The sequence below is a fragment of the Mediterraneibacter glycyrrhizinilyticus genome, assembly GCF_015560805.1.
Classification (GTDB): Bacteria; Bacillota; Clostridia; order Lachnospirales; family Lachnospiraceae; genus Schaedlerella; species Schaedlerella glycyrrhizinilytica_A.
Map to the genome: position 1 here is coordinate 361,087 of NZ_JADMSO010000002.1, position 12,915 is coordinate 374,001.

General features: G+C 45.1%; 9 protein-coding genes and 1 rRNA gene. 8 read left to right on the forward strand and 2 right to left on the reverse strand.

Translation table 11 applies throughout. The annotated features are described in order from the left end of the window. The first annotated feature begins 8 nt into the window (after window positions 1–8). From I2H87_RS03620 to folK, 3 genes are read left to right on the forward strand one after another with little or no spacing between them, the layout of a single operon-like run. Window positions 9–542: an HD domain-containing protein gene (locus tag I2H87_RS03620; RefSeq protein WP_009267568.1), complete on the forward strand. Its 534-nt coding sequence runs from the start codon at window positions 9–11 to the stop codon at window positions 540–542. After that, a complete protein-coding gene (gene folP / locus I2H87_RS03625; protein WP_009267567.1) occupies window positions 539–1,363 on the forward strand; it encodes a dihydropteroate synthase in 825 nt (274 codons plus the stop codon). Before I2H87_RS03620 ends, folP begins: the two co-directional genes overlap by 4 nt. 54 nt (window positions 1,364–1,417) lie before the next feature. Then, on the forward strand, window positions 1,418–2,242 hold the full coding sequence (folK, locus tag I2H87_RS03630; RefSeq protein WP_009267566.1) for a 2-amino-4-hydroxy-6-hydroxymethyldihydropteridine diphosphokinase: 825 nt from the start codon (window positions 1,418–1,420) through the stop codon (window positions 2,240–2,242). Between the two features lie 130 nt (window positions 2,243–2,372). Here folK and aroA read toward each other — a convergent pair whose 3' ends face one another. Together aroA and I2H87_RS03640 are read right to left on the reverse strand one after the other, a co-directional pair. Beyond that, window positions 2,373–3,665 carry a 3-phosphoshikimate 1-carboxyvinyltransferase gene (gene aroA, locus I2H87_RS03635; protein ID WP_195609362.1) on the reverse strand — a complete coding sequence of 431 codons (1,293 nt, stop codon included), beginning with the start codon at window positions 3,663–3,665 and terminating at the stop codon, window positions 2,373–2,375. Between the two features lie 19 nt (window positions 3,666–3,684). Beyond that, window positions 3,685–4,782 (reverse strand): prephenate dehydrogenase, encoded by a 1,098-nt coding sequence (locus tag I2H87_RS03640; protein WP_195609347.1) that lies wholly within the window; start codon window positions 4,780–4,782, stop codon window positions 3,685–3,687. 226 nt (window positions 4,783–5,008) lie between these two features. Here I2H87_RS03640 and I2H87_RS03645 point away from each other — a divergent pair, with 226 nt between their 5' ends. The 5 genes from I2H87_RS03645 to I2H87_RS03665 form a co-directional block, all read left to right on the forward strand. Beyond that, window positions 5,009–7,084 (forward strand): elongation factor G, encoded by a 2,076-nt coding sequence (locus tag I2H87_RS03645; RefSeq protein ID WP_195609348.1) that lies wholly within the window; start codon window positions 5,009–5,011, stop codon window positions 7,082–7,084. A gap of 340 nt (window positions 7,085–7,424) precedes the next feature. Then, window positions 7,425–8,789, forward strand: a complete 1,365-nt coding sequence (gene trkA / locus I2H87_RS03650; RefSeq protein ID WP_195609349.1) for a Trk system potassium transporter TrkA — start codon at window positions 7,425–7,427, stop codon at window positions 8,787–8,789. 8 nt (window positions 8,790–8,797) lie between these two features. Continuing rightward, complete coding sequence (locus tag I2H87_RS03655) at window positions 8,798–10,243, forward strand: TrkH family potassium uptake protein (protein WP_195609350.1); 1,446 nt, start codon at window positions 8,798–8,800, stop codon at window positions 10,241–10,243. A gap of 94 nt (window positions 10,244–10,337) precedes the next feature. Beyond that, window positions 10,338–12,041 carry a hypothetical protein gene (locus I2H87_RS03660; RefSeq protein WP_044954853.1) on the forward strand — a complete coding sequence of 568 codons (1,704 nt, stop codon included), beginning with the start codon at window positions 10,338–10,340 and terminating at the stop codon, window positions 12,039–12,041. A gap of 792 nt (window positions 12,042–12,833) precedes the next feature. Continuing rightward, a 16S ribosomal RNA gene (locus I2H87_RS03665) occupies window positions 12,834–12,915 on the forward strand; the annotation flags it as partial.

The window sequence follows — 12,915 nt, forward strand, 5'->3', positions numbered from 1 at the left end:
AACAGAAGATGGAACAGAAGATGGAACAGGAGAATTTACAGGGAAAAGAGCGGAGACGGAATGTGCTGCAGGAGATCTGGGAGCATCCGCTGTATGCGGAAGCTTACCGTCAGCTTCAAGAAGCGGAACAGGGGCGGAAGTTTTGTTGTCATTCGGCGGAACATTTTCTGGATGTGGCACGGATCGCTTATATCCAGAATCTAGAGGAGAGGCTTGGAATCCGCAGGGAAGTTTTATATACCGCTGCCTTGCTGCACGATATAGGGAAAGCACTTCAATATAAGGAAAGGATCCCGCATGAAATTGCATCCGCCGAGATTGCCGGGACGATCCTGAACGATCTGGGAGACGAGTTTTCTAAAGAAGAGAAAGCGGCGATTCTTCAGGCGATACGCGGACATCGCAGCAGTCGGAACGGACAGACAGATCTGGAACGTCTGCTTTATGAGAGCGATAAAAAATCAAGACTTTGTTTTATATGTCCGGCGGAAGCGGAATGTAACTGGGAACAGGCGAAAAAGAATATGGAGGTCGACAGATGAAGATCGGAACGAAAAATTTTGACACAAAAAATCATTGCTATATTATGGGAATTCTGAATGTAACACCGGATTCTTTTTCGGATGGCGGAAAATTTGATTCTCTGGACGCGGCGTTGTTTCATGCGGAAGAAATGGTAAATCAAGGCGCGGACATTCTGGACGTGGGTGGCGAATCGACAAGACCGGGGCATATACAGATCACCGAAGATGAAGAAATCGCCCGTGTGACGCCGGTGATCGAACAGTTGAAAAAACGATTTGACGTTCCGGTCTCTATCGACACATATAAAAGCAGAGTTGCGGAGGCGGCGCTTCAATCCGGTGCGGATCTGGTCAATGATATATGGGGACTGAAATATGATGAGAACATGGCGGAAGTGATCGCGCGCCATCAGGCGGCATGCTGCCTAATGCAGAACCGGGAGCAGATCGACTACACAGATTATGTGGAGGATGTTCTGGATGATCTGAGAGAAAGCGTACAGATCGCGAAAGCGGCAGGCATCCCGGACGACCGGATCATGTTGGATCCCGGAGTCGGCTTTGGAAAAACATATGAGATGAACCTGGAGATCATACGTGTGGTGGGACGTCTGAAAGAACTGGGCTATCCGGTACTTCTGGGAACTTCCCGAAAATCGGTGATCGGACTGACTTTGGATCTGCCGGCAGATCAGCGGGAGGAGGGAACATTGGTGACGACCGTTCTCGGCGTGGAACAAGGCTGTTCTTTTGTGCGTGTACATGATGTGGAGACCAATGCCCGTGCGATCCGGATGGCAGAAGCTATTTTCCGGGAACATGATCTGGCTGTCCGATAGGATAAGGCAGATAGAATGTGAACATGGAGTGACAGACGGGAGGACAATGATCGGATGAAAATATACGATATAATTAAGATTAAAGATCTGGAAATATTTGCAAATCACGGTGTATTTCCGGAAGAGACAAGATTGGGACAGAAATTTCTTGTATCGATCACGATGTATACGGATACAAGAAAAGCGGGCATGACAGACGATCTGACGGCTTCGATCCATTACGGAGAGGTGAGCCGGTTTGTTGATTCTTATTTGAAAGAACATACATTTCTTTTGATCGAGCGGGCGGCGGAAGCTCTGGCAAGAGAACTTTTGCTTGGCACACCGCATCTGGAAAAAGTGTGGGTGGAGATCAAAAAACCATGGGCGCCGGTGGGACTTCCGATGGATACGGTTTCCGTGGAAATCGAACGTGCATGGCATACAGCGTATATTGCGCTGGGATCCAATATCGGGGATAAAGAACGATACCTGAAAGAGGCGGTGAGAGCGTTGAATGAATGTCGGGATTCGGAAGTTGTCCGTTGTTCCAAGTTTTATGTGACGCCGCCATACGGTATGGTGGAGCAGGATGATTTTTTGAACGGATGTCTGGAACTTAAAACGCTTTTAAGTCCGGAAGAACTGTTGGAATCCATCCATGAGATTGAGAAAAATGCGGGAAGAGAGCGTGTGATCCATTGGGGACCGCGGACGCTGGATCTGGATATTCTGCTTTATGACGATCTTGTTTTGGAGAGAGAAGAATTATGTATCCCACATGTAGAGATGCACAAACGGAAATTTGTGCTGGAACCGCTGCACGAGATCGCGCCTTATAAGAGGCATCCCGTATATGGAAAAACGGTGCGGGAAATGTTGGAAGACTGTAATGCGTAACAGAATGGTGATCGTATAAGACAGGAAAATTTTATACAGGAGAGATACACGAAAGTACAGAAGCCGGCTATTTCAAGGTGTTTTAGAATAGCCGGCTTCTTTATATGCAGTCTTCTGTATTACGGAAGAGTTATAACAGATTTTCAAACGTATCATAAAAGTTCGGATAAGACACATCCACACACTGGCTGTCCAGTATCTTCGTCGTACCGTCGGCGATCAGGGCGGCGATGCTGAATGCCATGGCGATGCGGTGATCCAGAAGTGTATGGATTGTAGCGCCGTGCAGCAAGGAACCGCCGTGGATGATCATACCGTCTTCGGTCGGGGTAATATCACATCCCATTGCCTTTAGGTTATCTGTGATCGTTTCGATCCGATCGGTTTCTTTCACTTTCAGTTCGGCTGCGTCTTTGATGATCGTGGTGCCCTCGGCTTGTGATGCCATGACAGCAATCATCGGGATCTCATCGATCAGAGTCGGGATCAGATCACCCTGGATCGTTGTACCGTGCAGGCTGCTTGTGCGAACCAGAATGTCGGCGATCGGCTCGCCGCCCTCCGTCCGCTCATTCAAAAGTGTAATGTCGCCGCCCATATCTTCGCAGACTTTCAAAAGCCCGGCCCGAGTGGGATTGATGCCGACATTCTGCACTAAAATTTCGGAATCCGGAACAAGCAGTCCGGCTGCGATAAAATAGGCAGCGGAGGAAATGTCTCCCGGAACAGTGATATTTTGTCCGTAAAGCTCTTCGCAGGGGCGGATGGATGCGGTGGCTTTTGTACTGTCCAATGCATGTGTAAAACGGATATCCGCTCCGAATTCTCTTAGCATCAACTCTGTATGATTTCTGGAAAGTGCAGGTTCTGTCACTGTTGTTTCTCCGTCGGCATAAAGCCCGGCGAGCAGAATACAGGATTTGACCTGTGCTGAGGCAACCGGGGAATCATAATGGATTCCGTGCAGCGCAGCCGGTGTGATATACAGAGGCGCGCATCCGTTGTGCAGAATACTTGTGATATCTGCCCCCATTTCTGTCAGAGGTTCGATGATCCTCTTCATTGGACGGGAATTTAAGGAATCATCGCCGGAAATCTTAGAATCAAATGGCTGCCCGGCAAGGATCCCTGCGATCAGGCGGGTGGTTGTGCCGCTGTTGCCCACATCCAAAAGACGTGTGGGCGCCTGCAGACCGTGAAGCCCCTTTCCATACACGATGACCGAATCATTCCGATCCTCAATTTCGATCCCGAGATTACGGAAACAATGGATCGTGGCACGACAGTCTGCGCCTTGCAGAAAATTGCGTACGACAGTTTTGCCTTTGGCAATGGAACCAAACATAATACAACGATGGGATATGGACTTGTCTCCCGGAACAGTTACTTTACCTTTTAAGCCGGTAACGGCAGCTAATTCAATCATATTTCTTCTCTCTTTCTTAAATTTCATAGACGATATAACGGTATTTCTGCAGAAGAGCGGCGGCTTTTGCTGAAGAATCTTCATCATAAAATTCGATCCGGAGCACACCCTCTTCAAATTCCCGGTTGTGGACGATCCCGATATTTTTGATACTGATCATATTGCTGGCAAGGATCGTTGCGATCGTGGCGATTCCTCCGGTCTCGTCAATGATGTCACAGTAGATGGCAAACTGCTTTTTGATCGGTCCTGCGGAACTGTTCGGCATGGAGTTCCGGTAGTCGCGGGATGTTTCAAAAAAGGAATAAAGAGCTTTTTCCGCACCGGTGTCGATCGCCAGTTTCGCCTGATTTAATGTTTCGATATATGCGCTGAGGATCCGGGAGATGTTTTCCCGGTTTTTCAGACAGATCTGCTGCCACATGACCGGAGAGGAAGATGCGATCCGCGTGATATCTTTAAATCCGCCGGCGGCAAGCTGCTTCATCAGTTCATCTTCGGTGTCGGTCTCGCGCACAAAATTGACGAGACCAGAAGCCAGAATGTGCGGAAGATGGCTGATCGTCCCGGTGACGGCGTCATGTTTTTGATAATCCAAAAGGATCGGCAGCGCCTTAAGTGATTCGATAAATGTCTTATATTCTGTGACTTTTTCACCGGAAACTTTGGCGGACGGCGTGATAATATAGTAGGCATTTTCAATCAGATGTGCTTTTGCATTGACAAAACCACTTTTTTCCGAACCGGCCATCGGATGTCCGCCGATGAAATGCTCTTCCATTTGAAGCGCGATGACTTCTTCATGGATGGATGTTTTGACACTTCCGACATCTGTTAAAATGCAGTTACCTGTGATATATGGTTTCAGTTGGCTTAAATAAGCGGTATTATAAGCGATCGGTGCGCATAAAAAGATATAAGCGCAGTTCTGAAAATGATCGTCGATGGAAGTGCAGGCGGTGTGGATCGTTCCCTCCTGAACTGCAAGCGCCAGAGTTTCTTTATTTTTATCAAATGCAAGAAGTTCGTAATCCGGATAATATTGGCGGATCGCTTTGGCGATCGATCCTCCGATCAGTCCGAGTCCGATGAAGCCGATACGTTTTGTAGTCATAGTCTGTTCCTCGTCTTTCTGCCGATACGGCATATATAAAAATATTCTATCACTTTAAAGTGTGATAGTAAAGAAAAAAGTCGAGTAGAAAACGAAATAATATATTGTGAAAAATTCATAAAATAGTTGTAATGTAAATAGAAATTTAGTACAATATATACATAATTTGTTTGCGCTGTGAGAACGTTAAGGGCGCACAGAAAAAGACACGCAAGGAGGCAGCAGCATGAAGGTTTACAGAACAGATGAGATTAGAAACGTGGTTTTGTTAGGACATGGCGGAAGCGGTAAGACAAGTCTGACAGAGGCGATGCTTTATGTATCAGGAGCAGCCAATCGTATGGGAAAGATTTCAGAAGCCAATACAGTCAGCGACTTTGATAAAGAAGAGCAGAAGCGTGGATTTTCAATCAGTACAAGTGTCGTACCGATCGAGTGGGAAAAAGCTAAGATCAATATTTTGGATACTCCCGGATATTTTGATTTTGTAGGAGAAGTAGAAGAAGCCGTCAGTGCAGCGGATGCCGCTGTTATTGTAGTGTCGGGAAAAGCCGGTGTTCAGGTTGGTACGGAAAAGGCATGGGAACTTTGTGATAAGTACAATCTTCCTCGTATGGTCTATGTGACAGAGATGGATGTGGACGATGCAAGCTTCCGTCAGATTGTGGAAGATCTGACAGCGCGTTATGGAAAGAAGATCGCTCCGCATTTCCAGCCGATCCGTGAGAATGAAAAACTGGTAGGTTATATCAACGTGATCAAGAATGCGGGACGCAGATACACTGATATCGGACAGAGAGAAGAATGTGAGATCCCGGATTATTGTCTTCCGAACTTACAGATTTTGAGAGATTCCCTGATGGAAGCGGTAGCAGAGACGAGCGAAGAATTTATGGAGCGCTATTTTAACGGCGAAGAGTTTTCAATCGAAGAGATCCGTGCAGCGATGCGTACAGAGGTAATGGACGGCGACATCGTTCCGGTAGCGATGGGATCGAATATCCAGGCGCAGGGCGTGGCAAATCTGCTTTCCGATATTGTCCGTTTCTTCCCGAGTCCGGATAAGAGAAAATGTGTGGGATTGAACCGGACAACCAATGATATGTTTGAAGCAAATTATGATTTTGCAAAAGCAAAGAGTGCTTATGTGTTCAAGACGATGGTAGACCCGTTTATCGGAAAGTACTCATTTGTGAAAGTGTGTTCCGGCGTGCTTAAAGGAGACGATGTTCTTTATAACGCGGGGGCAGATGCGGAGGAGAAGCCGGGCAAACTTTATACGATGTGCGGCAATAAACCGACGGAAGTAACCGAATTGTTTGCAGGTGACATTGGCGCTATCGCCAAATTGGCAAGTACAAAGACCGGGGATACGCTCTCCACGAAGAATACACAGATTTTATATCAGAAGACAGATTATTCCTCGCCGTATACATATATGAGATACGTTGTGAAGAATAAGGGGGATGAAGACAAAGTATCTCAGGCGCTTGCGAAGATGATGGCAGAAGATGTGACGTTAAAAGCGGTCAACGACAGTGAAAACCGGCAGTCGCTTCTGTATGGTATGGGTGATCAGCATCTTGAGATCGCGGCAAGTAAGATCGCGGCAAGATATAAAGTCGAGATCACACTGGAAACTCCGAAAGTGGCATTCCGCGAGACGATCCGGAAGAATTCCGATGTGGATATGAAATATAAGAAACAATCCGGAGGACATGGACAGTACGGTCATGTTAAGATGCGGTTTGAGCCGTCGGGAGATCTGGAAACTCCGTATGTATTTGAAGAAGAGGTCGTAGGCGGAGCGGTTCCGAAGAATTATTTCCCGGCAGTGGAAAAGGGGCTTCAGGATTCTGTTGTAAAAGGTCCTCTGGCAGGGTATCCGGTAGTAGGTGTGAAAGCAACACTTTATGATGGATCTTATCATCCGGTAGATTCTTCAGAAATGGCATTTAAGACGGCAACTGTGCAGGCATTTAAGAAAGGATTTATGGAAGCACATCCTGTCCTGTTAGAACCGATCGCTTCATTAAAAGTGACCGTTCCGGACAGCTATACAGGTGATGTGATGGGAGATCTGAATAAGAGACGGGGAAGAGTGCTCGGTATGAACCCGCTGATGGGCGGAAAGCAGGTGATCGAAGCGGATATTCCAATGACAGGATTGTTTGGATATTGTACGGTGCTCCGTTCTATGACGGGGGGAAGAGGCACTTATGAGTACAGTTTTGCAAGGTATGAGCAGGCACCGTCAGATGTACAGGAAAAAGAGATCGCAGCACGTTCAGAAGAAGAGTAGGAATAAAAGAGGACGTATAATTTTATGCAGAGTAAAAAGCAGTGCCAGATGCTTGACGGCACTGCTTTTTTGGTATAGGTGACGAGCCAAAGTCCGGGCTTGCCCGGGACCTTGGCGACTGCTTACAATCCCGGAATGTGCCTTTTGGCACTTCCGGTGATTGGGCGAATACCGCATCGGATTTCTCGCTTTATTTTTCGGGGGATTTTCAGACGTTGTTTTAAAAGGGAAAAGGATTGTACTTTCTATATAAAGGTGTTATAATTCTTCTACTGTCCAATTGGGGGAATGATTGTCCCGATTGGACAGTTACAGAGTAAAAAAGAAGAGGAAAAGAAAAATGAAGATTGTCATTATCGGGGACGGTAAGGTAGGCTATATGCTTGCCAAAAAGCTGTCGGAAGAAGATTATGATATTGTTCTGATCGACAGTAATGAGAAAAAGCTCGGTGAAGCGATGAACCGTCTGGATGTATTCTGTGTAACCGGAGAGGGTGGAAGTGTTGAAGTACAGAAAAGCGCAGGAGTTCCGGAGGCAGACCTTGTGATCGCATGTACTTCCACAGATGAATGCAATATGCTGAGTTGTCTGATCGCGCGCAGACTGGGGGCAAGACATACGATTGCCAGAGTGCGTAATCCGATTTATTTTAAGCAGATTGATATTCTGAAAGAAGACCTTCATCTGAGTATGGCAGTGAATCCGGAAATGACTGTGGCCGGAGAGATTTCCCGGCTGCTTTTAGTGCCATCGGCAAGCAAGGTTGAGACGTTTGTCAAAGGAAGAGTGGAGTTGATCGAATTTCCGGTGATCAGAGACAGTTCCCTGGTTGGTATGTCGTTGGCGCAAATGTATGCAAAGTATCAGATTAAAGTGCTTGTGTGTGCAGTGGAAAGAGAAAGCGATGTGTTTATCCCGGATGGGGAATATGTGATGCAGTCAGGCGACCGTCTGCATATGGCGGCATCCCATGCAGAGATCAATGATTTCTTTAAGACGCTGGGGCATAAAAAAGCACAGACAAAGATCAGGCGGGTTCTGATCTGCGGAGGCGGACGGGTCAGCTATTATCTGGCGACACGGCTCTGCAACATGGGGATGCAGGTGAAGATTATTGAAAAAGATTCGGAAAAATGTGAAAATCTCTGCGAGATCCTTCCGAAAGTAACGATCATCAACGGTGATGCATCGGATCATGATCTGCTGATCGAAGAAGGTATCGAAGAGACAGATGCATTTATTGCGTTGACCGGAATGGATGAGGAAAATATCATTATGGCATTGTTCGCGCAAAGTCAGCAGGTTCCGAAAGTGATCGTGAAGATCAATGAAGAAAGACGGGCGCGGATGGTAGAGGATTTCGGACTGGACAGTGTCGTGTCGGCTAAAACTGCGACTGCAGATGCAATCTTAAGCTATGTCCGTGCAAGAAGAAATTCTCAGGGAAGCGCTAATGTGGAGACGATGTATCAGCTTGTAGATGGAAAAGTGGAAGCACTGGAATTTGCGATCAAGGCGAAGACAAGATACACAGATATACCTCTGAAAGAACTGTCTCTGAAATCTAATAATCTGATTGCCTGTATCGTCAGAAATCGGAAGATCATCTATCCGAGTGGGGATGATTGTATCCGGGTTGGAGACAATGTGATCGTAGTTACTATGGAAAAGCAGATTCAGGATATTGAAGAGATTTTGTTGTAGGTGCAGACATGAATAACAAGATGATTGTATATATTATTGCAAAAATGCTCGGAGTAGAGGGGGCGGTCCTTTTGATTCCGGCATTCGTTGCATTCCTCTATGGGGAAAGCGACGTTATTCAGTTTTTGATCGTCAGTGCGGTTCTTGGCGCTATTTTCTTCATTTTCGGAAGAAAAAGACCGGAAAACAAAGTTATTTACGCGAAAGAGGGACTTGTGATTGTCGGGCTGGCCTGGATTCTCTGGTCTTTATTTGGAGCACTGCCATTTGTGCTGACCGGAAGCATTCCAAGTTATGTGGATGCATTTTTTGAAACCGTGTCCGGATTCACGACAACAGGATCTACTATTCTCACAGATATTGAAGCTCTTCCGAAAGGTGTGGCTTTTTGGAGGAGTCTGACTCACTGGATCGGCGGAATGGGTGTGCTTGTATTCGTTATGATGCTCACTTCTCTGGATGATGAGCATTCCATGCACCTGATGCGTGCGGAAGTACCGGGACCGGAAGCGGATAAACTGGTGCCGAAAGCGAGAGCGACGGCTAGGATCCTTTATTTGATGTATTTTGTGCTTACAGCGGCGGAAGTAGTGTTTTTGATGTTCGGCGGAATGAGTTTTTATGATGCGCTGCTTCATTCATTCAGTACGGCGGGAACCGGAGGATTTTCTAATCGAAATGCCAGTGTGGCGTATTATGACAGTGCCTATATCGACGGTGTGATCACGGTATTTATGATTTTATTTGGAGTAAACTTTAATCTGTATTTCCTGATCCGACTGAAGAATTGGAAAGATGCATTGAAAAATGAAGAACTTCATGCATATCTTGGGATCATTGCAGGAGCGGTTGCGATCGTAACTGTTAATATTCTCGGCATTTATGGAAATATCGTGCATGCATTCCGGTATGCGTCGTTTCAGGTTGCGTCTGTGATCACGACAACGGGATTTTGTACAGCGGATTTTAACCTGTGGCCCGAATTGTCCAAGGTTGTATTATTAGGGATCATGGTGATCGGAGCGTGTGCCGGATCTACCGGAGGCGGAATCAAAGTATCTCGTTTTTTGATCCTTGTGAAAAGTATCAAGCAGGAAGTAAGAAGAATGCTGCATCCGAAAGCAGTAACGATCGTAAAGATCAATGGAAAACGTGTGGGGAATGATACGATACGGAGCGTTTACATCTATTTTATCAGCTACATTCTTGTGATGATGGTGTCAATCCTGCTTGTTTCGATCAATAATTTTGATTTTGCCACAACATTCAGTTCGGTACTGACAACACTAAATAATGTCGGACCGGGAATTTCCATGGTGGGACCGGTGGAAAATTTCCATATGTTCTCGCCGTTGTCAAAACTTGTATTTTGCATGGATATGTTGTTGGGACGTTTGGAAATCTTCCCATATCTGCTTTTGATGTCACCGGAACTTTGGAGACGCAGATTTTAGGGTGGTTTATCATAAATGGAAAGAGGTGGAAAAGGACGGCACAGATACAGAAGAGGGGGAAAACAGCAGATTTGTAAAAAGAAAGGGACAAAGTATGAAAAAAGGAAAAATGAAGCTGGTCGCAGTGATCGCGGCTCTGGTATTTGCGGCAGTGTATTACTATGTGGCACTTCCGGCAGTGAATATCCATTCCTCGGATCTGTGGATGTTTATGATCATTGTCGTGCTGATCGTGGCGGCAGTGTATCTCGGAAAGAAGAAACCAACACGTTTTGAATTAAAGAGGCTGAAAGGATTTAAAGTGATCGTGGCAGCCGGTGTTTTGGTTGTGGGAGCATATTTGATCGGAAGTCTGTTGTCTTCACCGATCATCAATGCAAAAAAATACCAGCAGCTTTTAAAGGTGGAAGAGGGAGAATTTACAAAAGATATTGAAGAACTATCGTTTGATCAGATCCCTCTTCTGGATAAAGATTCTGCAACACTTCTTGGAAATCGTAAAATGGGAAGCATGGTAGATATGGTTTCTCAGTTTGAAGTGGATGAATTATATAGTCAGATCAACTATCAGGATCAGCCGGTGAGAGTATCACCGCTTCGTTATGCGAATCTGATCAAATGGTTTACGAACCAGAAAGATGGAATTCCGGCATATGTAAAGATTGATATGGCGACACAGAATACTGAGTTGGTGAAGCTTAAAGAGGGAATGAAATATACGACAAGCGATCATTTTAACCGGAATATTTATCGTCATCTTCGTTTTAAATATCCGACTTATATTTTTGATGATCTGAGTTTTGAAATTGATGAAGAGGGTGTACCGTACTGGGTATGTCCGGTGAAGAAGTATAATATCGGTCTGTTTGGCGGTGTGACCGTGGGCAGAGTTGTACTTTGCAATGCTGTTACGGGAGAAACAGAAGATTATGCGATCGATGAAGTTCCGGAATGGATCGACCATGCATATTCGGCTGATCTGCTGGTACAGTTGTATGACTATTACGGAACATTAAAACATGGATATTTCAATAGTATTCTGGGGCAGAAAGACTGTCTGATCACTACAAATGGATATAACTATCTTGCGATCGACGATGATGTTTGGGTATATACAGGCGTAACATCTGTAAGCGGAGACCAGTCAAATGTTGGATTTGTATTGATGAACCAGCGTACAATGGAAACGAAATTCTATGCGATCGAAGGTGCAACCGAGGCGTCCGCAATGTCTTCAGCGGAAGGTCAGGTGCAGAATCTGAAATATGTGGCTACATTCCCGCTTCTGTTAAATATTTCCGGAGAGCCGACATATTTTATCGCACTGAAAGATGATGCAGGGCTGGTGAAAAAGTATGCAATGGTAAATGTGCAGAAATATCAGATCGTTGCGATTGGAGATACGGTCAGTGAATGTGAGGAAGTTTATACGGAACTGATGTACCAAAACGGAATTAAAGTGGATGAGCCGGATAACCGGGAAGTTGAGACGATGACTGCAAAGATTTCCAAGATCGCTCAAGGTGTCATAGAGGGAAATTCTCACTATTATATTATGCTGGAAGGATCGGAAGATATTTTTGACGTGTCAGTGGTAGATTTCATCGATATTATCAAATATGATGTCGGCGATGAAGTGACTGTCGAATATAAGAAAGATGAAAAAGCGAATACAGTACTTTCTTTGAATGGAAGCAGTCCGAATAGAAGTGCTTCCAAAGGAGAGGCTGCTGAAGCAGATACAGGGGAAAACAGTCAGAGTGAAAATGATTCGGATACAGAAAATCCAGAGGAATAGAATCTGAAACAGAGCAACTCTCAGAGTGAAGAGTAGAGTAAAAAAGAAAGAAAAATCAGAGAAAGAGAGCAGTAACTTCAAGAAAGAAGAATGCTGTTCTCTTTTTTTGATTTTTATGAAAATGTATTTACTGTGTTAGAAATAGAATGAAGAGAGTCTCTTTATCCGAAATAATCAAATAAACTCGGCAACAGAAGAAAAATGCGACAATTATTCCGTTTAAAACCGGGAAATCCTATTATTGTCTGAATTGCATGAAATAAATAAAAAACAAGAAAAACGTTGACAATTAATGGAGACGATGGTAAGATAGTCTTCGTCGCTGAGGGGACAGGAACAAAACAAAAAAGATTTGCAGACCGGGGCTTGGCTGCCGCTGGGATACAAAGGGGATGTTTCGTTCTGGAAACCGTAAGTACAGAGGAGTACAGAAGATGTGATCCTGGATCATCCGGCGGCAAACATCGAGGCTGAATGAAAGAACTTGAAAAAAGTTGTTGACAAACAGGAAACGATGTGATAGTCTATTAAAGCTGTTGCTTGAACAGATAGCAAAAACAAAGAACCTTGATAACTGAACAATAGACAACAGATCCTTGAAAATTTCTTAAGAGAAGATTTTTAAGAACGGTTTGAAACAAACCAAACAGTAAAAAAGGAAAAGAATTGCTAGCAGCGATTCTTGACCAAGACAAACAAGAAGCTCTGACAGTTCTAAGTTCGGGAATACCTCACTAAGAACATGCGGAGCGCAAACGAACGTAGGATTTGAAAAGACCAAATCCAAGTTCTTTATGCGAGAGTTTGATCCTGGCTCAGGATGAACGCTGGCGGCGTGCTTAACACATGCAAGTCGAACGAAGCACTTTACCGG

Excerpts from the sequence above, each read along its gene's own strand:
- I2H87_RS03620 (WP_009267568.1), top strand. The coding sequence starts at position 9 with ATGGAACAGAAGATGGAACAGGAGAATTTACAGGGAAAAGAGCGGAGA.
- folP (WP_009267567.1), top strand. The coding sequence starts at position 539 with ATGAAGATCGGAACGAAAAATTTTGACACAAAAAATCATTGCTATATT.
- folK (WP_009267566.1), top strand. The coding sequence starts at position 1,418 with ATGAAAATATACGATATAATTAAGATTAAAGATCTGGAAATATTTGCA.
- I2H87_RS03640 (WP_195609347.1), bottom strand. The coding sequence starts at position 4,782 with ATGACTACAAAACGTATCGGCTTCATCGGACTCGGACTGATCGGAGGA.
- I2H87_RS03645 (WP_195609348.1), top strand. The coding sequence starts at position 5,009 with ATGAAGGTTTACAGAACAGATGAGATTAGAAACGTGGTTTTGTTAGGA.
- trkA (WP_195609349.1), top strand. The coding sequence starts at position 7,425 with ATGAAGATTGTCATTATCGGGGACGGTAAGGTAGGCTATATGCTTGCC.
- I2H87_RS03655 (WP_195609350.1), top strand. The coding sequence starts at position 8,798 with ATGAATAACAAGATGATTGTATATATTATTGCAAAAATGCTCGGAGTA.
- I2H87_RS03660 (WP_044954853.1), top strand. The coding sequence starts at position 10,338 with ATGAAAAAAGGAAAAATGAAGCTGGTCGCAGTGATCGCGGCTCTGGTA.